Below are 22368 nucleotides of genomic sequence, written 5' to 3'. Positions count from 1 at the left end.
TGCCATGGCAGCGGCCCGTCATGGCGTCGCCATCGAGGCGCGTGATCTGTCGAAACGCTTTGCGCGCAGCAAGACGGAGTCCATCACCGCGCTGGATAACGTTTCGTTCGAAGCCCGACATGGCTCGCTCACCGCGCTCGTCGGACCCGATGGCGCAGGCAAGACCACGCTGCTGCGGCTCGCGACCGGACTGCTGCGCGCCGACGCAGGGTCGCTGACGATACTGGGACTCGATGCGGCAACGCAGCCGCAGGAAATCCAGAATCGCATCAGCTACATGCCGCAACGCTTCGGTCTCTACGAGGACCTGAGCGTGCAGGAGAATCTCGATCTGTATGCCGACCTGCACGGCGTCACCCCGCAGGAGCGTGAAGGACGCTATCCGCGACTGATGGAGATGACGAACCTCGCGCCCTTTCGCGAGCGCCTCGCGGGCAAGCTGTCCGGCGGCATGAAACAGAAACTCGGACTGGCCTGCACGCTGGTGCGCTCGCCCGAACTGTTGCTGCTGGATGAGCCAACGGTCGGTGTCGATCCGCTGTCGCGTCGTGAACTCTGGTCGATCGTATCGAGCCTCGTCGAGCAGGAAGGCTTGTCGGTACTGGTATCCACTTCTTATATGGATGAAGCGGAGCGCTGCGCCAATGTCGTCGTGCTGCACGAAGGCAAGGTCATTGCGCGCGGTCCGCCGCAATCGATCAGCGACCTGGCGCGCGATCATTCCTTCATCGCACGCTCCTCGACCCAGGAGTCGGCGCGCAAACTACAGGCGCGGCTCATGGATATGCCGGACATCATCGACGCCGTGCCCCAGGGCGGCCACGTACGCACCGTGATGCGGGAAGAACATGCCGCCGCGGTGCCGGATGTGAAGTTCGAGCCGGTCGCACCCGATCTCGAAGACGGCCTGATGATGTTGCTGCGCAGACAAAGCGATGTGCGGCCGGCCGCGGCTGCCGCCATCGACCTGACACCCATCAAGCCTGCCGGCGATTCCGAGATCGTCATCGAAGTACACGATGTGGTGCGGAAGTTCGGCGATTTCATTGCCGTGAATCGCACCAGCTTCGATGTCCGCCGCGGCGAAGTCTTCGGCCTGCTCGGCCCGAACGGCGCCGGCAAGACCACGACGTTCCGCATGCTCTGCGGCTTGCTGCCGGCAACGAGCGGAACGCTGCGCGTTGCCGGCGCCGACCTGCGCAAAGCGCGAGCGGAAGCACGACAGAACGTCGGCTATGTTGCCCAGAAATTTTCGCTCTACGGCGACCTCAGCATCCGCGAGAACCTCGAGTTCTTCGCCGGCGCCTACGGCCTGCGCAACGCGCGCATGCAGGAGCGCATCGACTGGGCGCTGGAGAACTTCGACCTGCGCGAACGTGAATCATCCGCCGCCGGCTTGTTGCCCGGCGGCTTCCAGCGACGCCTGGCAATGGCTGCGGCATTGCTGCACGAACCGCAGATCGTCTTTCTCGACGAGCCCACCAGCGGCGCCGATCCGCTGGCACGGCGGGAGTTCTGGCATCGCATCACTGCACTGGCGGATCACGGCACGACCATTGTCGTGACCACACACTTCATGGAAGAAGCGGAATACTGCGACCGCATCATGATCCAGGATGCGGGCAAGATGCTCGCGATAGGCACGCCGGAAGAAGTCCGCGCGCACGCGTCCGGGGATGGCGTCACCACCCACGGCATGGAGGACGCGTTCATCGCGATCGTTGCGGAGTCGCGCAGGCAGACCAATGAGAAGGATGCCGCGGCATGACCCAACCCCTGTCACGCCCGGCCGGCAGTCTCTCGTGGCGCCGCCTTCTTGCACTGACACACAAGGAGACACGCCAGCTCATCCGCGACAAGAGCAATCTGATGGTGGGCCTGTTCCTGCCCCTGATGCTCATCCTGATCTTCGGCTACGGCCTGTCATTCGACGTGAAGAACGCGCCGCTGGCCATCGTCACCGAAGACACCTCGCCTGCCGCACAAGACGTACTGGCAGGGTTCTACCTGTCGCCCTACTTCTCGCCGGTGCCGCTCGTCTCCATGAACGCCGCCCGGCAGTTGCTGCGCGAACGCCAGGTCGACGCCATCGTCTACGTCCGCGGAGATTTCTCGCGAAATCTCGCACGCGGCGATGCGACCATCCAGGTGCTCGTCAATGGCGTCGATGCCAATCGCGCCCGCGTCATCGATGCATATGCGCGTGGGGCTATCGGACAATGGGCCACGAAGCGCGCCGCCTCCGGCGAAGCAGCCGCGCTATCGGCGCCGGCCATCTCCGTGGAATCGCGCCTCTGGTTCAACGAAGCCAACAACAGCCGGTACTTCCTGGTGCCGGGCCTGATCGTGCTGATCATGACGTTGAACGGCGCGCTGCTGACCTCGCTCGTCGTCGCCCGCGAATGGGAGCGCGGCACGCTCGAATCGCTCTTCGTGACGCCGGTGCATGCCACCGAGATCGTCATCTCGAAATTGATTCCCTATTTCGTGGTGGGACTGGCCGGACTCCTCATGTGCCTGCTGTCGGCGAAGTTCCTGTTCTTCGTGCCGATCCGCGGCTCGCTGGCGCTGATCATTTTCACGTCCATGCTGTACCTGCTGGTCTCGCTGGCGACCGGACTGCTGATCTCCGCGGCCACCAAGAATCAGTTTCTCGCCAGCCAGATTGCGCTCATCGTCGGCTTCCTGCCCGCACTGATGCTGTCCGGATTCATCTTCGACCTGCGCAGCGTGCCCGCCGTCGTTCGCGGCATCAGCAGCGTGCTGCCGGCCACCTACTACGTCGAAGCACTGCAGACCCTGTTCCTGGCAGGCAATGTCCCCAGTCTGCTGATCCGCGATTGCGCGGTCCTCGCGCTGGCTGCGGCCGTGCTGCTGGTCCTCGCACGCGTGAATACGCGCAAGGAGCTGCAATGAACGCGACGCTCTATCGCATCCGCACGCTCATCCGCAAAGAACTCATCGCCATCCTCAAGGATCCGCGCAGCCGCCTGGTGCTGTTCATGCCGATCGTCATGCAATCGCTCCTGTTCGGCTACGCGGCAACCTTCGATCTGAACGAAGTGCCCTACGCGCTGCTCGACCGCGATCGCAGCCACGCGTCGCGCGACTTCGTCTCGAAGCTGGATGGCACGACGGTCTTCCAGCGCGTCGCGGACCTGACCAGTGCCCGCGACATCAGCGACGTAATCGGCCGCAAGAAGGCGATCCTGGTGATCCAGATTCCGGATGATTTCGAGCGGCGCATCCAATCGGGCCAGGGCGCTGTGGTGCAGGCGATCACGGACGGACGCAACTCGAATACCGCGGGCATTTCCACCGCCTATGTCCTGGCCGTTGTCGACAGCTTCAATGCGACGTGGAATGCCAGGCACGGACGCGCCGGTCCGCCGCTGCGCGTGGAAATGCGGGCCTGGTACAACCCCAATCTGGAAACGCGCTGGAACATGATCCCGAGCCTGATCGCAGCGCTCAGTTTTCTGCAGACACTCATGCTCACCGCATTGTCCGTGGCGCGCGAACGCGAGCAAGGGACGTTCGACCAGCTGCTGGTCACGCCGCTGCGCCCGCGCGAAATCATGGTGGGCAAGGCCGTGCCATCGATCCTGATCGGACTGACGCAGTCCACGATCATCCTGCTGGTGGCACGCTTGTGGTTTGGCATTCCCTTTCAGGGGTCGCTACTCACGCTGTATGTCGGCTTGCTGCTGTTCACCACCGCGTCGGTGGGCATTGGCCTCGCGCTCTCTGCGTATTCCGCAACCATGCAGCAGGCGATGCTCTACACGTTCGTGATGCTGATGCCGATGATGCTGCTGTCCGGCCTGACCTCTGCGATCAGCAACATGCCGACGGCCATGCAATACCTGACACTACTGAATCCGCTGCGGTACGCGATCGAGATGGTGCAGCGCATCTATCTCGAGGGCGCCGGTTTCCAACTGCTCTACAACGACATGTGGCCGCTCATCGTCATTGCTGCCCTGACGCTCCCCGCGGCGGCGTGGCTGTTCCGTCATCGGCTGGTGTAGAGGAAATGGGCTGCTGGGCGCTGGGTACTGGGCTGCTGGCCAGAATCGGAACAGAACCGTCGTGTTCTCTGTCTGGCCGGCAGCCCAGCGCCCAGCAGCCTCGTTCGGCTCCTAAAGAAAGGCAGGTGCCTATGTTGACTCGATCATTCCTGCTCGCGATTGGACTGACATGTTTCACCGCCTGCTCCGTGGGTCCGAACTTCGAGCGCCCACAAGCCAGGCTGCCGGAGCAATGGCAGAACGCATCCGAAGCCACGCAAATCGACGCCGATTGGTGGACGCAGTTTGGCGATGCGACACTGAATGAACTGATCGATCGGGCACGCGCCGGCAATCTCGACCTGAAGATCGCGGCGCTGCGCGTGGCGCAGAGTCGTGCTCAACGCAGCATTGCCACCGGCGAACGCTGGCCCGCAGTCCAGGTGAGTGCCGGATATCAGCGCCGCCGGGAAAGCGAGCATGGCGTGACGACACGTCTGATCGATATTCTCGTCCCGCCCGGAAACAGTCGCGATCAGATCATCGCAGCGGTGTCGCAGCCGTACGACGTGTACGAAGCCGGATTCGACGCCGCGTGGGAGATCGATCTGTGGGGCCGCGTGCGTCGAGCGATCGAGTCAGCCGATGCGGGTGTGTCAGCAGGCACGGAAGGTTTTCGTGACGCGGAACTGACGCTCGTCGCCGAAGTCACGCGCGCGTATCTCGAATTGATGGGGGTACGCGATCAGCTGCGCATCGCACGTGACGATGTCGCGTCGGGCACCGATGAACTGGAGATCACGGAATATCGCGTCAAAGGCGGACTGGTCAGCGAGTTGGATCTCAGCGTGCAGAAGGCACAGGTGTCGACGGTGCGCGCACAGATTCCCGACCTCGAGCATCGGGAAGCGGCGCTGCAGAATGCGCTGGCGCTGCTCGTCGGTGCAGATCCCAACGCACTGCGGTCGGAGTTGGCGACCAGGCCTGCGTCGCCGGCCCTGCCGGCGATTGCCGCAGCGGGCGTACCTTCGGAACTGGCCCGACGCCGGCCGGATATCCGCCGCGCAGAAGCCGAGTTGCACGCGGCGACGGCTGAGATCGGCGTCGCCGTCGCTGACCTGTATCCGCGCATTTCCCTCACCGGCAGCTTCACACAGCAGTCGCTCGATGCCTCCGACTTCGCCGAATGGGGCGCACGCCAGTGGGTCGTGGGACCCAGCATCAGCCTGCCCGTCTTCCAGGGCGGGCGCCTGCGTGCCGTCGTGGAACTGCGCAAGCTGCAACAGCAGGAAGCGGCGGTGAACTATCAGCGCACCGTGCTGAATGCATGGCATGAAATCGAGAATGCACTCGATGCGTACGCCGCGGAACGGCGCCGCCATCAGGAACTCGCCGCCGTCGTCAGCGCCAGCCGCGAGGCCTACGACATTGCGCACGTACGCTACCAGCATGGCCTGGTGAACTACCTCGTCGATCTCGATGCGCATCGCACACTGCTGCAGGCGGAGCGCGCCTACAGTGAGAGCAATACGCAGATCGGCGTGCAACTCGTTGCGCTGTACAAGACCCTGGGTGGCGGATGGACCGGATCGACCGAAGCGGAGCAGGCGGAAGGCGGCTGAAACCTTCCGTACCGCCGTCGCCTGACACGGACGGGAACACCCTCTCGCGTCAGCGCATTGCCTCGGCATGCCCATTTCGCGCCTGATCGTGAGCCTGTGACACAGTAGCCGCTCACTGCGTCGATCGATGGCAGAATCGGCAGCAGTCCATTCTGCCGAACGTTCATGCCATTTACGATTTCACACACCGCAGCGGTCCTGCCGTTCGCGCACTTCCTGCGTCGCTGGCGATTGCTGAGCGCCGCCGTCATCGGCGCCATGGTGCCGGACTCCACCGTATTCCTGTTCCATGTGCTGTCGCGGGACATGACTCACAGCAAGGTCGGGCTCTTCACGTTCTGCCTGCCCGTCGGCCTGGTCTGGTACTGGATCTTTCAGCTGCACATCAAGCCGGCGACCTATGAACTGATGCCGGATCGGCTGTACCTGGCCTGGAGCAAGGATGCCCCGTCGCCGTCACTGCTGAGCCTGCGGCAGTGGGCATTTGCGGCGCTGGGCGTCCTGCTGGGTGCGTTCACACACCTCGTGTGGGATGCATTCACCCATGAAGGCGCACGCGGCGTGCGAATGCTCTCCGTATTCGATGACCTGGGGCTGACCGCTGCGGGAAATTCGCATGCGTGGGTCGGCGTCGCACAGCACGTGAGTTCGGCCGTCGGATTGTTGTTCGTGATCGGCTTCGTGTGGCGCGACGTGCATCGTGCGCAGTATCACGACGCTCCCCTCACCCGCCGCCTGACGGCGCAGCAACGCCACCGCTGGTTTGCGATCTACGTCGCCACGGCGGTCATCGTATCGATCGGCAGTTTGCTGGTACTCACCGACGGGCGGCCGCTGCAGGCACCGCCCATGTGGATGCTCTCGAGTGCTGCCATCGGCAGCCTGTGGGGACTGGCGGCTTCGTTGCTGCTGGTCAGCGGATTGATCCGCTGGCGCCTCGCGCACCCGCGCTGAAGGAATGCGGACGAGGCGTCGCAAGGACGCCCCGCCCGGATTTGCATCAGGCAGCGTTTGCCTGCGACACCGGCGCGCTGCTGCGAATCAGATGATCGAAGGCACTGAGCGCCGCCTTTGAGCCCTCGCCCATCGCGATCACGATCTGCTTGTACGGCGTCGTCGTGGCATCGCCGGCCCCGAACACGCCCGGCAGCGATGTCTGGCCACGCGCATCCACTTCGATCTCGCCGCGATTGCTCAATCCCACCGTACCCTTGAGCCAATCCGTGTTCGGCAGCAATCCGATCTGCACGAACACACCTTCCAGCTCGATACGGTGCGAGTCGCCAGACGCGCGATCGCGGTAGCTCAGTGCATTCACTTTGCCAGCTGCGCCGTGCACCTCTGTGGTCTGCGCGGACAGGATCACCCGCACGTTCGGCAGACTGCGCAGCTTGCGCTGCAGGACTTCGTCCGCACGCAACTTGCTGTCGAATTCGATCAGGGTCACATGACTCACGATGCCGGCCAGGTCGATCGCGGCTTCGACGCCGGAGTTGCCGCCGCCGACCACCGCAACGCGCTTGCCCTTGAACAACGGGCCGTCGCAGTGCGGGCAATAGGCTACGCCGCGGCCGCGATACTCGCGCTCGCCCGGCACATTCATTTCGCGCCAGCGAGCACCCGTCGCCAGCACGATGGAGCGGCTGCGCAGCGTGGCACCGCTCGCGAGCTTCACCGCAATCAATCCATTGGCGTCAGCGGGCACGAGGCCCTCGGCGCGCTGCAGATTCATGATGTCGACTTCGTAGCTGCGCACGTGATCCTCGAGCGCCGCGGCCATCTTCGGGCCCTCGGTCTCTTTCACCGAAATGAAGTTCTCGATGCCCAGTGTGTCCAGTACCTGGCCGCCGAAGCGCTCGGCCACCACCCCCGTCTTCACGCCCTTGCGCGCTGCATAGATTGCGGCCGCCGCACCAGCGGGACCGCCGCCGACGATCAGCACATCGAACGCGTCTTTCGCATTCAACTGCTCCGCCTGGCGTGCATCGGCATTCGTATCGACCTTCGCGAGGATCTCCTCGATCGTCATACGACCCTGGCCGAACACCTGCCCATTCAGGAACACCATCGGCACAGCCAGCACCTGGCGTGCCTCGACTTCCGCCTGGAACAGCGCGCCATCGATCATGGTGCTGGACACATTCGGATTGAGCACGGCCATCAGATTGAGCGCCTGCACGACATCGGGGCAGTTGTGGCAGCTCAACGAAATGAAAATCTCGAATTTGAACTCGCCCCTGAGCGACTTGATCTGCTCGATGACACTCGCATCGACCTTCGGCGGGTAACCGCCGGCCTGCAACAGCGCGAGCACGAGCGACGTGAACTCATGGCCCATGGGAATGCCGGCGAAACGGATCTTGATGTCGTGACCCGGGCTGCCCACGCTGAACGCAGGTTTGCGCTCGTCACTACCGTTCTCGCTCAGGGACAGCAGGGGTGACAGCGTCACGATGTCCCGCAGGAGATCGCGCATCTCGAGCGACGCGTCGCTGTCATCCAGCGACGCCACGAGCTCGACCGGCCGTGTGAGCCGCTCGAGGTAGGTCTGAAGCTGTTGGCGAAGAGTTGCATCGAGCATGATGTCTCCGACAGAACGGTAGCCAAAGGGATCCGGACCCAGGGCGGCGCGAACGCCGCCCTGGTCCTTACTTGCGGACTGGAAGCAGGATCAGATCTTGCCGACCAGATCCAGCGAGGGCGCGAGGGTCTTCTGACCAGGCGTCCACTTGGCCGGGCAGACTTCACCCGGATGAGCAGCAACGTACTGAGCGGCCTGCACCTTGCGGAGCAGTTCCTTGGCATCGCGGCCAATGCCCAGGTCGTTGATCTCGGCGACCTTGATGACGCCTTCCGGATTCACGACGAACGTACCGCGCAGCGCCAGACCTTCTTCCTCGATCAGCACGCCGAAGTTGCGGCTGATGGCGTGGGTCGGATCCCCGAGCATCGGGTACTGGATCTTCTTGATCGTTTCCGATGCGTCATGCCATGCCTTGTGGGTGAAGTGGGTATCGGTCGACACGCTGTAGACTTCGACGCCGAGCTTCTTGAATTCCGGGTAGACATCCGCCACGTCACCCAACTCGGTCGGGCAGACGAACGTGAAATCGGCCGGATAGAAAAAGAACACCGACCACTTGCCCTTCAGGTCGGCATCCGACACCGGCACGAACTTGCCGTTGTGGTAGGCAGTAGTCTTGAAAGGCTTGATGGTCGTATTGATCACTGAACTCATCGATTGAACTCCTAGAGGGACTGGCGATGCTCGGAGAACCATTCTCCTGGCGATGTGCGTAAGCTACAGGTATCCCCTCATAAGGGCCAGTCGATGCTTCCTTATCAATCGATAGGGAACCCCTATCGGCAATCCATAGATCCAGACTACGGGGCCATCGGTCCCTTTCAGCGCACCGCGGGAGAAACGACTTTATTTAGAGAAACGACTTTATTTATCGAGTGCCTCGTACACGACCCGGGTCGATTCCGTACGCAGCGCGGTCGTACCTGCATCCAGGCGTCTTTGAATCAGCCTCACGAAGAACAGATAATTTTCCGGATCGGCATGGCGCCAACGATTCGCAGGTGCCTGACGACGAGTGCGACGCGACTTACCGCTCCGCTTCGGGCAGTGTCCAAAAGAATTGTCATGAAGCACCGGCCGCCCTGGCCGATCGTCGGGTGCTTTGCAACTCAGTCGACGTGGACGACGACTGCATTCAATCCGGTTTGCAGTTCGGCGGCCAGATCCGTCACGGCGATCCGTGCCGCCCCGGACCGATAAGGATGCGCGTCACGCGTCATCGGCAACACCTTGCCGTTGGCGACCACCGAGGAAACGCCGCAGCCAGCGGGTCCCACGAGATACGTCACTTCAACATCGTGATCGCACAGACGCGTACGCACCTTGAGTCCGGAAAGCCGCGGTGACATGACGGGATCGATGCACAGCGACTCACACTCGCGATTCAATCCGAGGAAACGACGCACGATCAGTCCGAGCGCGATACCGGCGCCGCTCGAATACACACGCCAGCCGCCATCGAGCGCAATCATGCCCGCGGCCACCCTCTCATAGCCGGTGCTTGCCTCGTAGCGATCGGCAAACGCTGCATCGGAACTGGAGTAGTAACAATTGGCCTGGCGCAAAGACGCCGTGGGCACGATCGAGGCAAGACCCACGGGATTGGCCTGGCAAAGCGCATGGAAGAAGCCCTCGGCGTCGCCGACATGCGCCAGGGCCTGCGCGTAGCGCAGATGCGCGTGCATGTACATGAGACCGATTTCGCGCCCGAAGAACGTGGCACTTTCAGCGCGCTGGAAGAAGCGTTGCGGACCACCGTGATAGGGCATCGGCCGATCGAACAGGCGAACGCCATCCGGGCCCGTGAGGTGCGAGCGGATCACCTGCAAATGCGCTTCGACCTGCGCGGGCGTCAACAGTCCCTCCAGAATCGCATGGATCATCGCGAGTGCGCTGTAGTGCACGCCGGTGGTCTCATCGCGGGGATGCAACAGGTAGCGCGGCGTTTCGCCATCGAACATCGCGTAGCCAGTGAGAACATCGTCGATGAGTAACAGGCGCTGAAAGTCGCGCGCCACTCCGGCAGCATCGGCGTCCAATCGCTCCGCGATCGACTGCTTTCCCACCACCGGCCGTAACGCCCGGGCCAGCGTCGTCAGCGTCTGGTGGTGCAACGTGACGGTCCAGGCACTGCACAACCGTTCGCGCATCGCCGGATCGGCCGGCTGCAGCGAATCGTTCCAGTCGCCATGGCCGTACGCCGCCAGTGACGTACCGGGAATGATCCTGGCCGCGATCACCGCCAGCGCCTTCTCGACGTGCTGCCAGACCGTGAACTGCTCGTCGCCTTCGAAGAAGGCAACGCGTTCCTCCAGTACGCCGTGATCGCCCGACGCGATCAGATATTGCGCCAGGGCAAGCACCGGCCAGAACACGATATCGCCATGTGAATCACCGGCGCGAATGGCGCGATCGCGCTCGAAGAACATGAACCATTGCGGCCAGTCGCCGTCGCTCTTCTGCGCTGCCATGACCCGCAACAACAGATCGCGCACCGGCAGCGTCTTGCCCAGCGCGAGGAGCATCTCCACGGGGCCCTGCGTCACATCGCGCGTGCCCCAACCGCCGCCGGAATACTGTTCGAGCCCGCGCGGCGACAGATAGTGAATCAGCGCGTTATGCGCGAACCACGGCAGGATCTCCACCAGTGGTGCCACGGCATTCGCAGGCCCGTCGGCCTCAGGCAGTTCGATGATCGGTAGCGAGGTCGCGTCGATGGCGCTGTGCGCAGCGGGTGCGGCTTCCTGCACGACGAGGCATCCTTCGATTCGCAGCCGATGCTGCCCGGCGCGTTCGGTGACGATGCAGAGGAACGGCAGCTGACGCGACCGGCCATCGCTGAACAGGATCTCATCGCCGCCCACTTTCTCGAGCGATGCGTCCACGGTGATCCGGAAACTCCCCTCGGGAAAGCGCTGGTGCAGCTCTGTTCCGGGTGCCGCGCTCAGAGTGATGACGTCGTTGTCCATCGACCAGCGCGCGGGTCGGGACTCGCTGCCGTCGTCGCCATTCAGTGCAAGATGATGCGTGATCAGGCAGCGCACCGGCGGACCGGACCGCACGACGATCTCGAGCTGCATCTCGTGCGGATCGCTGCACGCTTCGCTGCGAACCTCGATCAAGCCGGGCTGGTGCTGGTAGATCCAGCGACAGACCGTCGGTGTCATTTCGAACGCGGATGGAACGTCGAGCAGTTGCCAGCCGCTGCCCGTGTCGACGAATACACGCTGGCCATGCGAGCGGAACAGCCCCACGTAACTGTGAACGGTGGACAGCAGCCGATTGAAGCTGACGTGCCCCTGCGTGAGCATCGAGTGAAAGACACCCGCCATCCACACCGTGGAGGTCAGCGCGCTTTCATCCGGTGTCGCGCGTCGGCCCGTCCGCAGCAAGTGGCCATGCGGCCGCAGCACACGCCATTCCTTGTCTCGCAGCACGACGTGCCGACTGTCGCCGTAAAAGAACGACAGCAACGTGCCGTCGTCGCTCGATTCCTTGTGCCGCCAGCGTCCCGGAAACAGCGATCGCAACGTCGATGCTTCGAGGAGCAGCGGCTGAAAGCGCGGTGCGGCGCTGAACAGCGTCGACGTCGATGCGAGTCTGCGAACGACTGACGCATTCGAGGAGCCGGCCTGCGATGCTTCCGGCTGAGCCAGGATCGCATCGACGAGCGCCAGATCGGCGGTCGAGGTCGCTGCCGGATGATCGTCGCGGAACAGTCCGAAGAATCCGAAGGTCGCATGGCCACCGGCGGGAACATCGGTGCGCTCGTCCTGAACCGCAGCCATGGAATGTTCATGCTGCCGTCGGCGCGACGGCAGATCACGTTGCAAGGGCGCGTTGCCATCGCCACGGGTCGCCAGCTGCAGGGCATCGGTCGCAAATCCCACCGAGCGTCGCAGTGAGCCGATCAGGCTCCACGGAGTGCGACCGCCGAAACCCAGATTCTGCCGGGACGCAATTACCCACCCGCGCACAGGGTGCCGCAGCGGCGTGTGATCGACATACTGGCTGAGGTAGTACTCGTTGAGACGCGCCATCGCGTAAGGCGCGAGTCCGATGTCCTGCGTGTAGATCAAATCGACGGACAGCGCAGCCGTGCCGCGATTGACCACGTGGACATGCCAGAACCATGCAGGCTCGTTTCGCGCCAGCGTCAGGCTGACCGTATAACGCATTCCTTCCCATGTGCCGGAACCGACCCAGCGATCGACTGCGACGGATGAACCTCGCGTCGGGCTTCCCGGCCCCAGCAGCGGCGTAACGCCGACGCTGCGCCCCGTATGCAATCGCAGATAGAGATTGGCGGGCCCGTTTTCCACCGCATTGCCGACGAACAGATTGACCAGCGTGTCGTTGCAGTCGATCCGTCGTATGCATCCCGAATCATCGATCGTGATGCTGAGGCCCTGGGCGCCAGCCAGGCGAACAACAGTCGAAGCGGAAATTTGCCGTGTCATACAGCATTGTGGTTGAGCCGGCGTCGACACAGCAATCGGCGGTTTTCGCACCGAGGTCCTTGTCCTGGTGGATTGCGGCGCTCGTGAACCTGTATCCTCGACGCATGAAGAAATTGCTCGCCTCGCTGTCCGTCGCACTCATCGTTGCGCCTGTCTACGCGGATCCGGGCCGCGACGCCTTTCGCGAGATTTATAAAGAGATGGTGGAGATCGACTCCTCGCCCACCACGGGCTCGTGCACGAAGGTGGTTCGAGCGGCCGAAGCGCGACTGCTCGCCGCGGGCTATTCAGGCGCCGACGTGCAGATAGTGATTCCGGAGGGCAGGCCTGATGATGGCAACCTGGTGGCGCGCATTCGCGCAGATCAGGCCAAAAAGAAAGGCGTGCTGCTGCTGGCCCATATCGACGTGGTCGATGCGCGCCGCGAAGACTGGGAGCGCGATCCATTCACGCTCATCGAAGAGAACGGCTTCTTTTATGGACGCGGCTCGGCCGACGACAAGGCAATGGGGGCGGTGTTCCTCGATCTCATGATCCGGCTGAAGCAGGAGCGCGGCTTCAAGCCAAAGCGTGACCTCATCATGGCGCTGACCTGCGGCGAGGAGACGTCCAACCGCGTGAACGGCGTCGACTACCTGCTCAAGAACCGTCGCGACCTGATCGATGCCGCCTTCGCCATCAACGAGGGCGCGGGCGGCCTGCTGTCCGAGGACGACAAGCCATTGGCATTGCAGGTCCAGGCCGGCGAAAAGATTCATCAGGTCTACCTGCTGGAAGTGACGAATCCGGGCGGGCACTCGTCGCGGCCGACCCCTGACAACGCGATTTATCACCTGGCCGAGGCCACCCGGAAGGTCGCCGGACTCTCGTTCCCCATCCAGTTCACGCCCGTGGTGCGCGAGTACTTCCGGGTGACGGGCCCGCTGCTCGGGGACGAAATCGGCGAGGCCATGAGCGCCCTGGCCCGCGACCCGGCGGACACCGCAGCACTCAGCACCCTGGTGGCCGACCCAAGCTACAACGCGATGCTGCACACCACCTGCGCCGCGACCCAGCTCGAAGGCGGGCATGCCCCCAATGCCCTGCCGCAACGGGCTGCGGTCACCCTGTCCTGCCGGGTCATGCAGGGAACGACCCCGGAACAAGTCAAGGACACCCTCGATCAGGCCATTGGCGATCCCCGGGTCCAGGTCAGTATCGTCCGCCGTCGCGACGGATCGTCGCCCCCACCCCTGACCGACGAAATCATGAAGCCGGTCCAGGCTCAGGCGGCGAAGCAATGGCCCGGCGTGCCTGTCGCGCCGGTCATGACCGTCGGCGCGACCGACGGCCGCTTCCTCATGAATGCGGGGATTCCGACCTACGGCATGAGCGGCATGTTCGCCGCCCCCGACGAGTCGAATGCCCACGGTCTCAATGAAAAACAGCGCGTTAGGTCATTGTACGAGGGCCGGGAATTCCTCGAAGGCATCGTCCGCGCTTACGTGAAATAGCCCCTCTGGCCGGGGGATGCGCCGCCGGCCGCCACCGGCGTACGTTTCCCGCGGCAAATTCCATGGATTTCGATAGAATGCGCCGCCTTGACGAGGCGGCCCGGGTGTCCACTGGCCGCTTTTTGCGGGAAATCCAGCAATAACCTCATTGGTAGTCGCAGGGATCGTCCCTATTATTCGCGCCCTTTGTCCGACTAACCGGACCGGCGATGGCTTCGTTTTGCTTTAGGAACCAGCACGGAAATCTGTCATGCCTCGTACTACACCGCTTTCTGACATACGCAATATCGGCATCATCGCGCACGTCGATGCCGGTAAGACGACGACCACGGAGCGCATCCTCTATTACACCGGTCGCAAGCACACGATCGTCGACGTGCACGACACGAAGGACCTGAAGACGTCGACCACGACGGACTACATGGAGCAGGAACAGAAGCGCGGCATCACGATTCAGTCCGCTGCCGTGTCGACGTTCTGGCGCAAGAAGAAGATCAACGTCATCGACACCCCGGGACACGTCGACTTCACGATCGAAGTGAACCGCTCGCTGCGCGTGCTCGACGGCGCGGTCGTCGTGTTCGATGGCGTGGCCGGCGTGGAACCGCAGTCGGAAACGAACTGGCGACTGGCCGACAACTACGGCGTGCCCCGCCTGTGCTACGTCAACAAGATGGATCGCAGCGGCGCCGGCTTCCTGCGCTGTGTGGACATGATCAAGAAGCGCCTCGGCTCGCGTCCTCTGCCCGTACAGCTGCCCATCGGCTCGGAAGACAACTTCAAGGGCATGGTCGACCTGGTCGAGATGAAGGCGCTGGTGTGGGAATCGGACGAGCGCGACGCCGTGCCGGTGCAGCACGACATCACTCCGGACCTCGCCGACAAGCTCGGCGTCACCGTCCCGAGCGACCGCAAGATCCTCGCGGACATCGAAAAGTACCGTACGGAACTGGTCGATACCTGCCTCGAGCAGGATGACGCAGCGATGGAAGCCTTCCTGACCGACGGCACCGTGCCGTCCGCCGATCTGCTGCGCAAGTGCCTGCGCAAGGGCACGCTCGCCGGTGCGTTCAATCCGGTGCTGTGCGGTTCGTCGTACAAGAACAAGGGTGTGACCCAGGTGCTCGACGCGGTGGTCGATTACCTGCCCGCCCCGACGGACGTCGAGGCGATCAAGACCATGGACGAAGATGGCAACCCGATCGGCGAGCGCATCTGCTCGGATGACGAGCCGTTCTCGGCCCTGGCATTCAAGGTGATCAACGACGCCTATGGCGCCCTCACCTTCGTGCGCGTCTACTCCGGCGTGCTGACCAAGGGCATGTCGGTGCAGAACTCCACGCGCGGCAAGCGCGAGAAGATCGGCCGCATGGTGGAAATGTTCGCCAAGGACGCCAATCCGATCGAAGAAGCGCGCGCCGGCGACATCATTGCGTTGGTCTCGCTCGCCGAAACCGACACGGGCGACACGCTGTGCGACGCTGCGAACCCGGTGATCCTGGAGCGCATGCGCTTCCCGGACCCTGTCATCAGCGTGTCGGTGAAGCCGAAGAACAAGGCCGACCAGGAGAAGTTCGGCGCAGCGCTCGGCAAGATGGTTCGCGCCGATCCATCGCTCCATCTCGAAACCGATCGTGAAACCGGCCAGACGATTCTGCGCGGCATGGGCGAGTTGCACCTCGAAGTAACGCTCGATCGCATGCGCACGGAATTCAACGTCGAAGGCACGATGGGCCAGCCGCAGGTGGCGTATCGCGAAACCTTCACCAAGCCGATCTCCGAGCAGTACGTCCACAAGAAACAGACTGGCGGCTCCGGTCAGTTCGCCGAAGTGTGGATCACGTTCGAACCGCTCGAGCGCGGTGCGGGCTTCGTATTCGAAGACGAAACCGTCGGCGGCTCGGTGCCGCGCGAATACGTGCCCTCGGTCGAGAAGGGCCTCAAGATGCAGAAGGAAGACGGCGTGCTCGCCCACTATCCGACGGTGGACTTCAAGGCGCGCCTCACGGACGGCAGCTACCACGACGTCGACTCGAACGCACTGACGTTCGAAATCGCGGCGAAGGCCTGCTTCCGTGAAGCCATCCGCAAGGCGGGCCCGATCCTGCTCGAACCGGTGATGCGCGTGGAAACGGTGACTCCGGCCGACTACCTGGGCGACGTGATCGGCGACATCAACCGCCGCCGCGGCATGATCCAGGAACAGCTCGAGCGTGGCACCAACATTGCCGTCGTGGCCACCGTGCCGCTGTCGGAAATGTTCGGCTACATCGGCCACCTGCGAGGCATGTCCAGCGGTCGTGCGTCGTACACGATGGAGTTCTCGCACTACGACCCAGTGCCGAAGATGGTTGCCGACGCCGTCATCGCCGAAGTGGCGAAGGCCAAGGCCGCCGTCGCCTAAAGACTCGCGGGTAGCGTTGTCAGAACAAACCCTCCGCGGCGCAAGCTGCGGGGGGTTTTTCTTTTCCGGAGTGAAGATTTATTTCATACGGAGGGCATGAGCAGAGAAACAGAACTCTCTGCCTGCCTTGAACTCCGTGTGAACTTCTTTTGTCCCCGGGACCCAATTGCCGATATCTCGTGGCAGCGCCGTGGTCCATTGTGTGTACACGCTACGTGCACACAGATTCAGGAAACACAGTTGTGACGGGGCAAAGCCGGACCGCCGCCGTAAGATCGGTTCATTGCAGTGGTTCATCCGAGAGGGACATCATGAAATCCGCCCTGGTGATTGGCGCGCTGGTGCTCGTCACCGCGCTTTCGGCCTATTTCGACGCGCGTGGCTTCGTCTATGCGGCACAAACGTGGCGCGATGGAGCACTGGTCCCCGGCACGGTGTTCCTGGCGCTGATCAACTTCATCGGCGGCATTGCGCTCTATATCGGATCGATCGGCTTTCAGCAGCGGCTCGGCGTCGAGTCCGCAACGATGCAGACCATTTTCTGGTTCGGGATGACGGTGGTAGGCATCGCCATCATGGACGGCACCATTGGACAATGGTCGATGACGCAACGCGCGGTTGGCGTTGCCGTCACGGCGGGCATTGGCTGGCTGATGGTCAGCGCAGCGCATCAGTAGGGCTGCTGGGCTGCTGGGCTGCTGGCAAGAAAGCTGACGGCACCTGCCCTGCCCAGAGCCCAGTACCCAGAGCAGCCCTTATCCGCTACTGCAGCACGCCACCGATACCCGCGGGCAGCGGTTGCACGGAGCGACTCTCGGGAGAAATCACCACACGATTGCGCCCCTGCACCTTCGCCTGGAACAGTGCTGCATCCGCACGCAGCAGAAGTTGCGCGATATCGTCGGTGCCACCGCGCCAGTGCGAGACGCCGATACTCATGGAGAGTGGAATGGACGTCGATCCCTGCAGCAGCGGATTCGATGTCAGTTGATCGCGCAGTCGCTCAGCCAGTTGACCGGCCTGCGTTGGCATGGCTTCGGATAACAAGACCATGAACTCCTCACCACCGAAGCGCGCCAGCGCTGCCGATCCCGGCATCGCAGCACTCAGCAATGCGGCCACATGCTTCAAGGCAAGATCACCGACCGGGTGTCCATGCTGATCGTTGATGCGCTTGAAATGATCCAGATCGATCATCATCAGCGCGAAGGATTCCTTGTCGCCGCGACTGCCCCGGACTTGCGCTTCGAGGAGTTCTTCCATCGCCCGCCGGTTCAGCAGACCCGTCAACCCATCGTGCCTCGACAATCGCCGCAGCTCTCCCACCAGTCGGGCCACGACCAGAACCATCAGCGTTGTGTGCAGGGACAGGACGAGCGCCACGTAGATCATTGCGGCCCGCACATTCATGAAACTGTCCGCGGCCATCTGAGACGCGACCGACTCGGGCTCGACGAGCGCCCGAACCATACGCATGCCGAAGACCAGACTGCCCAAGGCGACTGGCAATGCGAGCACGATGGGCCAATCGAATCGCAATTGATCGCGGGCGTATCGGTACAGATCGAACGCGATGTACAGATAGAGCGAGGCAAGCACGCCAAAGTTGGCCGCTGCATGTAACGGCGTTTCCCCGGACGACAGGCTGGATGCCCCGACGGCAACGGATACGAGCAGAAACGCAATGTGAGCGCGATCCGGCGGCGGCCTGCCGATGAAGGCACGAATGCCTCGCTGCAGCGATATGACGGCAATGCTTCCGGCCAGCATGGCGAGGAGCGACGGCTCCTCGATATTCATCGACAGAATCACCCAGGTGAACGCGCTGAGGGTTGCCCACGCCACCCAGTACAGAGTGGCATTGCGCGCAGTGGTCAGCGCATAGGCTGCGATCGACCAGACGATCGCAAAGACCGCCTGAACGATCGCCACGAACAGGAAAGCGATCTGGGTGGCCGAAGGCTGGGGCATGCGGTAATTCTGGTTTGCCCGGGCGCGATTGCAAGCGATGTCGGACGCGCCCGAGTGCCAATCTGTCATAAGCGGGAGAACGACAGCCCTCCGCATTACGTGCCGACCGTCGGCCGATACCGGAACACCAGCAGCAGCCCCGCAAACGATCGCAGTCATGCCCACGAGCGCGACCGTCGGCAACCGGTTACCCAGCAGCAGATAGTCCATGAGTGCCGTCACCGGCGGCACCAGGTAGAACAGGCTCGTGACGTTCACGAGGTTACCGGCCTGCAACAGTCTGTACAGCAACAACTGCGCGACGACGGAGATCACGAGGGCCAGCCATAGCCATGCGCCAAAGAATCGCGGCGTGAAGTTCACATCGAATCCCTGCGAGGGCAGGAAGCACACACACAGCAGCAATGTGACGGCGTACTGCAACGCCAGCAGGCGCAGCGGCGCCTGATGGAGCTTCTTCTGCAGGATCGCTCCCAACGTCGCGCAGGCGAGCGAGCCGATCGCAAAGACCACGCCGGCAACGGAAAACCGGGCGAGCGAAATTCCCTGCAAGACGATCACGATCAGGCCGCCGAGCGCGAGCGCCAGACCCGCAAGCCGCTGCAGCGGGAAACGTCGCTCGACCAGAAGCAATGTCAGGACAGGCTGCACGCCCAGCACCGTCGCGAGCACACCCGGCGTAATGCCATGCTCGAGCGCGAGGAAGTAGCACACCGAGTAACCGCCGATGAGCAACAAGCGGCCATCGCGACCTGCCGCCGTGTTCCCCGGGAGGCATGCGCCCAGCCATGAACCGGCAAGCAGCAGCACCACCAGCGCAAGCGCAAAACGCAGTGTGAGAAACGAGAACGCCGCCGCATCATTCAGTCCCCACCGGGAAAAAATGGCGCCGCTGCTCCAGAGAAGGACGAACAACGTCGTCGAGCCGTGGCACGCTTCGCTTCCCGGCAGTTAAGGGGACTGCTGGAATGAATGGATCAGCGAAGAATAAACCTGCCCCGGAGTCAGGGCGGCGGTGGCGCGCCGGGAGGCGCACCCGCAAACCGTGCAGCAGGAACGGCGCGGTTGATACGGCAATCGTTGCGGACGAGTGATGTCATGGCGGCAGCGTCCGGCGCTCTCGCTAAGCGCCCCGGCGACCGTCGTCAACGATCGATTCAAACGATGCAGACTCCCGGCGCATCTCAACAGCCACTGGACTGACCACCATGGAAGCCACATCCGACATGCCAGCGAAAATCGCCCTCGTCACCGGCGCCGGATCCGGCATCGGACGCGCCGTATCCCTGACGCTCGCCCGTAGCGGCTATCGCGTGCTGCTCGCGGGCCGCCGGCGGGACCGGCTCGAAGCCGTAGCCCGTGAAGGTGGCTCGTTGTGCCATGCATTACCCGCAGACGTCGCTGATCCCCACTCCGTGACTGCACTCTTTGCACGGATCGCCATGGAATTCGGTCGGCTGGATGTGCTCTTCAACAATGCCGGGACAGGCGCACCGCCGCAGCCGCTGGAAGAGCTGTCGATCCAGCAATGGCGCCAGGTCATCGATACGAACCTGACAGGTGCGTTCCTGTGCATCCAGGGCGCATTCCGCTTGATGAAGGATCAGACCCCGCAAGGCGGCCGGATCATCAACAACGGATCGATTTCGGCGTCCGTACCGCGCCCATTGATGATTGCTTACACGGCATCGAAGCATGCCGTCAGCGGCCTGACGAAGGCCACGTCGCTGGAGGGTCGGCGCTACAACATCGCCTGCGGGCAGATCGATATCGGCAACACCGCGACGGATATGGCGGCGGCAATGGTGACAGGCACATTGCAGGCCGACATGAGCGTGAAGGTCGAACCGACGTTCGATGTCCAGCATGTCGCCGATGCGGTCCTGTACATCGCCAATCTGCCGCTCGATGCCAATGTGCTGTCCATGACGGTCACGGCAACGAGGATGCCCTTCGTCGGACGCGGCTAGCCAGGGGCGGGCCGGATCGCTCAAAATGCCGGCCAGGAAGGATGCACCGTGCCGCCGGAGGATTCGACGTGACACATTCCAAGCCAGGCGCTGCTTCTGCTTTCGTTTTGCTGGTTCTCGCGGGCCTCGGGCTCGGGGGCTGCCGCGGCTCGGTCAGCACGGACCTGTCCGCAGATGCACCAGCCAATCCGCAGATTGTTGGCATCAATGTGGGCGTACTGGGTGTCGAGTTCCAGCGCTCCGATGCAACCGCGGCAAAGATCGAATTCACGACCGCCGAGCCTGCGGATCTGATCACTCTGCTCGAAGACAACTCATTTCGCCTGTTCACGGATGAGGAACTGACCGAGGGCTCGTACACCGGCGTGCGGCTGCTTCTGGAAGACAATGACGATGCCTCCGTCGTCCTGACCGACGGCACAGAATTCCCGCTGCGGCTGACCGAAGGCTCGTACGCAGCCGTGGACTTCACGGTAGACGAAGATCGGTCGAGCAATCGCAGTCTGGTACTGACACTCGACCTGCGCAAGTCGCTCAGCTTCAACGAAGACGGTCGGGAATACGCGCTCACACCGACGCTGCGCGCGGTCGATGCGGCCGATGCCGGACAGATCCGCGGCAACGTCGACATCACCTGTCCGGCCGGCACGTCGCCGCAGACCGGCGGTGCCGTTTACGCATTCGCCGGCGAAGACATCGAACCGGTAGAAATCGACGGGATAGACACGGAGCCGTATGCAACGACTGCAATGTTGTCGAGCTTCGGGGGACCACTCACCTATGCCCTGCGCGCACTGCCGCCCGGTGACTACACGATCGCGCTGACCTGCAACGGCAACGACGATACGCCCGCCGCCGGCGACGATATCCAGTTCCAGCGCGCGGTGAACGTCAGCGTCGACGGCGACGCCATCACTTACAACTTCACCAACTGAGCCTCAGCGTTCGCGAGCGCAGAATCGCCTGCGCGCGGTCGAGTGCCTGCGCCTCATAGCCGGCGCCGAACAGCACCACGTGATTGAGCAGGTGATACAGCTGGTACAGCGCCCGGCGGCTCGCGTATCCCGCTGCCATCCCCGTTACGTCGCGATAGGCGGGCCAGAAGCCGGGTGGTGGCGAGCCGAACAATTCCATCATCGCCAGTTCCGCCTCGGCATCCGAGCACGAGACGGCCGGGTCATAGATGACGGGTGTGCCATCGGCAAGCATTCCCCAGTTTCCGGACCAGAGATCGCCGTGAATCAGACTGGGGCGCGGCACGTGGCCATCCGCATCGAACAGCGCGGGCATGCATTCGATGACATCGTCGACCGCATCAAGCAGTTCGCGCGAGGCTGATTTGCGAAGCGCGGCATCGTGCATCTGCCGTAAGCGTTGCTCGCGAAAGAATTCAATCCAGCCTGCGCGTCCACCGCACTGGCTCCAGCGATTGCTTTGTCGCGAGCCGCCAAGCCTGTTCTGCCTCAGCCACCCGAATCGACCCGCACCCTGTTGCGGTGTGGCTCGATGCAGCAACGCCAGCGCGCGACCGAACTTTTCAGCGAAGCCGGCATCGGGAACCGCAAGTTCCAGCCACTCCATCGCCAGCAGCGCAGTACCACCATCCGGCTCCAGCCAACAGTCCACCACTGCAGGCACACGAATGGTCTGCGATTCCGCCAGAGCACGCAGCCCCTCAACCTCCGCACTGAGGACGTCGGACTCGTCCACGGGAACGGCCTTGATGAACAGCCGTTGGTCGCCGCTTTCGGCACGCCAGGTAGCACAGAACCCGCTGGAGTTCAGTTCGCGCGCAGACCATTGCCCGGCGAAGCGCGCAGTCAACCAGGCACTGAGATCTGCAACATGCATGAA

15 protein-coding genes and 1 pseudogene are annotated in these 22368 nt (G+C 63.0%); 10 read left to right on the top strand and 6 right to left on the bottom strand.

All coding sequences use genetic code 11. From position 1 onward, the window contains the following. The first annotated feature begins 4 nt into the window (after nucleotides 1-4). From VIZ63_RS01560 to VIZ63_RS01540, 5 genes are all read left to right on the top strand, one after another. The gene (locus tag VIZ63_RS01560; RefSeq protein WP_331607718.1) at nucleotides 5-1768 is read left to right on the top strand and encodes an ATP-binding cassette domain-containing protein; all 1764 of its coding nucleotides are present in this window, start codon (nucleotides 5-7) and stop codon (nucleotides 1766-1768) included. Then, nucleotides 1765-2916, top strand: coding sequence for an ABC transporter permease (locus VIZ63_RS01555; RefSeq protein ID WP_331607717.1), 1152 nt, complete (start codon nucleotides 1765-1767; stop codon nucleotides 2914-2916). The genes VIZ63_RS01560 and VIZ63_RS01555 overlap by 4 nt, the downstream gene beginning before the upstream one ends. Further along, entirely contained in the window at nucleotides 2913-4031 is a 1119-nt protein-coding gene (locus tag VIZ63_RS01550) for an ABC transporter permease (protein ID WP_331607716.1), read from the top strand. The genes VIZ63_RS01555 and VIZ63_RS01550 overlap by 4 nt, the downstream gene beginning before the upstream one ends. Nucleotides 4032-4162: 131 nt before the next feature. Then, nucleotides 4163-5632 carry an efflux transporter outer membrane subunit gene (locus VIZ63_RS01545; protein WP_331607715.1) on the top strand — a complete coding sequence of 490 codons (1470 nt, stop codon included), beginning with the start codon at nucleotides 4163-4165 and terminating at the stop codon, nucleotides 5630-5632. A gap of 165 nt (nucleotides 5633-5797) precedes the next feature. After that, entirely contained in the window at nucleotides 5798-6586 is a 789-nt protein-coding gene (locus VIZ63_RS01540) for a DUF4184 family protein (RefSeq protein ID WP_331607714.1), read from the top strand. A gap of 46 nt (nucleotides 6587-6632) precedes the next feature. Here VIZ63_RS01540 and ahpF read toward each other — a convergent pair whose 3' ends face one another. The 3 genes from ahpF to VIZ63_RS01525 form a co-directional block, all read right to left on the bottom strand. Then, nucleotides 6633-8213 carry an alkyl hydroperoxide reductase subunit F gene (ahpF, locus tag VIZ63_RS01535; RefSeq protein WP_331607713.1) on the bottom strand — a complete coding sequence of 527 codons (1581 nt, stop codon included), beginning with the start codon at nucleotides 8211-8213 and terminating at the stop codon, nucleotides 6633-6635. Nucleotides 8214-8303: 90 nt separating this feature from the next. Next, nucleotides 8304-8870 (bottom strand): alkyl hydroperoxide reductase subunit C, encoded by a 567-nt coding sequence (gene ahpC, locus VIZ63_RS01530; protein WP_331607712.1) that lies wholly within the window; start codon nucleotides 8868-8870, stop codon nucleotides 8304-8306. Between the two features lie 455 nt (nucleotides 8871-9325). Beyond that, the gene (locus VIZ63_RS01525) at nucleotides 9326-12676 is read right to left on the bottom strand and encodes a GH36-type glycosyl hydrolase domain-containing protein (RefSeq protein WP_331607711.1); all 3351 of its coding nucleotides are present in this window, start codon (nucleotides 12674-12676) and stop codon (nucleotides 9326-9328) included. Nucleotides 12677-12780: 104 nt separating this feature from the next. On the opposite strand from VIZ63_RS01525, the gene VIZ63_RS01520 reads away from it, so the two are divergent. From VIZ63_RS01520 to VIZ63_RS01510, 3 genes are all read left to right on the top strand, one after another. Continuing rightward, the gene (locus VIZ63_RS01520) at nucleotides 12781-14169 is read left to right on the top strand and encodes a M20/M25/M40 family metallo-hydrolase (protein ID WP_349261093.1); all 1389 of its coding nucleotides are present in this window, start codon (nucleotides 12781-12783) and stop codon (nucleotides 14167-14169) included. A gap of 250 nt (nucleotides 14170-14419) precedes the next feature. Then, on the top strand, nucleotides 14420-16573 hold the full coding sequence (gene fusA, locus VIZ63_RS01515) for an elongation factor G (protein WP_331607709.1): 2154 nt from the start codon (nucleotides 14420-14422) through the stop codon (nucleotides 16571-16573). Nucleotides 16574-16884: 311 nt separating this feature from the next. After that, the gene (locus VIZ63_RS01510; protein ID WP_331607708.1) at nucleotides 16885-17250 is read left to right on the top strand and encodes a hypothetical protein; all 366 of its coding nucleotides are present in this window, start codon (nucleotides 16885-16887) and stop codon (nucleotides 17248-17250) included. 85 nt (nucleotides 17251-17335) lie between these two features. On the opposite strand, the gene VIZ63_RS25315 is transcribed toward VIZ63_RS01510, so the two are convergent. After that, nucleotides 17336-18544, bottom strand: a complete 1209-nt coding sequence (locus VIZ63_RS25315) for a GGDEF domain-containing protein (RefSeq protein WP_349261098.1) — start codon at nucleotides 18542-18544, stop codon at nucleotides 17336-17338. A 138-nt stretch (nucleotides 18545-18682) separates the two neighbouring features. Further along, nucleotides 18683-19495 (bottom strand): annotated as a pseudogene (locus tag VIZ63_RS25310) (DMT family transporter); the annotation flags it as partial. A gap of 257 nt (nucleotides 19496-19752) precedes the next feature. On the opposite strand from VIZ63_RS25310, the gene VIZ63_RS01500 reads away from it, so the two are divergent. Together VIZ63_RS01500 and VIZ63_RS01495 are read left to right on the top strand one after the other, a co-directional pair. After that, complete coding sequence (locus tag VIZ63_RS01500; protein ID WP_331607706.1) at nucleotides 19753-20514, top strand: SDR family oxidoreductase; 762 nt, start codon at nucleotides 19753-19755, stop codon at nucleotides 20512-20514. Between the two features lie 68 nt (nucleotides 20515-20582). After that, the gene (locus VIZ63_RS01495; protein WP_331607705.1) at nucleotides 20583-21449 is read left to right on the top strand and encodes a DUF4382 domain-containing protein; all 867 of its coding nucleotides are present in this window, start codon (nucleotides 20583-20585) and stop codon (nucleotides 21447-21449) included. On the opposite strand, the gene VIZ63_RS01490 is transcribed toward VIZ63_RS01495, so the two are convergent. Further along, complete coding sequence (locus tag VIZ63_RS01490; RefSeq protein ID WP_331607704.1) at nucleotides 21439-22365, bottom strand: fructosamine kinase family protein; 927 nt, start codon at nucleotides 22363-22365, stop codon at nucleotides 21439-21441. The genes VIZ63_RS01495 and VIZ63_RS01490 overlap by 11 nt on opposite strands. Nucleotides 22366-22368: the final 3 nt, after the last annotated feature.

Origin of the sequence: Povalibacter sp., from assembly GCF_036520495.1 — a bacterium.
Lineage (GTDB): Bacteria > Pseudomonadota > Gammaproteobacteria > Steroidobacterales > Steroidobacteraceae > Steroidobacter.
This window is presented reverse-complemented; position numbering and strand designations above follow the sequence as displayed.

Coding starts and splice junctions, on each gene's coding strand:
- VIZ63_RS01540 (WP_331607714.1), top strand. CDS start 5,798: ATGCCATTTACGATTTCACACACCGCAGCGGTCCTGCCGTTCGCGCAC.
- VIZ63_RS01500 (WP_331607706.1), top strand. CDS start 19,753: ATGGAAGCCACATCCGACATGCCAGCGAAAATCGCCCTCGTCACCGGC.
- VIZ63_RS01560 (WP_331607718.1), top strand. CDS start 5: ATGGCAGCGGCCCGTCATGGCGTCGCCATCGAGGCGCGTGATCTGTCG.
- fusA (WP_331607709.1), top strand. CDS start 14,420: ATGCCTCGTACTACACCGCTTTCTGACATACGCAATATCGGCATCATC.
- VIZ63_RS01490 (WP_331607704.1), bottom strand. CDS start 22,365: ATGCATGTTGCAGATCTCAGTGCCTGGTTGACTGCGCGCTTCGCCGGG.
- VIZ63_RS01545 (WP_331607715.1), top strand. CDS start 4,163: ATGTTGACTCGATCATTCCTGCTCGCGATTGGACTGACATGTTTCACC.
- ahpC (WP_331607712.1), bottom strand. CDS start 8,870: ATGAGTTCAGTGATCAATACGACCATCAAGCCTTTCAAGACTACTGCC.
- VIZ63_RS01510 (WP_331607708.1), top strand. CDS start 16,885: ATGAAATCCGCCCTGGTGATTGGCGCGCTGGTGCTCGTCACCGCGCTT.
- VIZ63_RS01520 (WP_349261093.1), top strand. CDS start 12,781: ATGAAGAAATTGCTCGCCTCGCTGTCCGTCGCACTCATCGTTGCGCCT.
- VIZ63_RS01555 (WP_331607717.1), top strand. CDS start 1,765: ATGACCCAACCCCTGTCACGCCCGGCCGGCAGTCTCTCGTGGCGCCGC.
- VIZ63_RS25315 (WP_349261098.1), bottom strand. CDS start 18,544: ATGCCCCAGCCTTCGGCCACCCAGATCGCTTTCCTGTTCGTGGCGATC.
- ahpF (WP_331607713.1), bottom strand. CDS start 8,213: ATGCTCGATGCAACTCTTCGCCAACAGCTTCAGACCTACCTCGAGCGG.
- VIZ63_RS01550 (WP_331607716.1), top strand. CDS start 2,913: ATGAACGCGACGCTCTATCGCATCCGCACGCTCATCCGCAAAGAACTC.
- VIZ63_RS01525 (WP_331607711.1), bottom strand. CDS start 12,676: ATGACACGGCAAATTTCCGCTTCGACTGTTGTTCGCCTGGCTGGCGCC.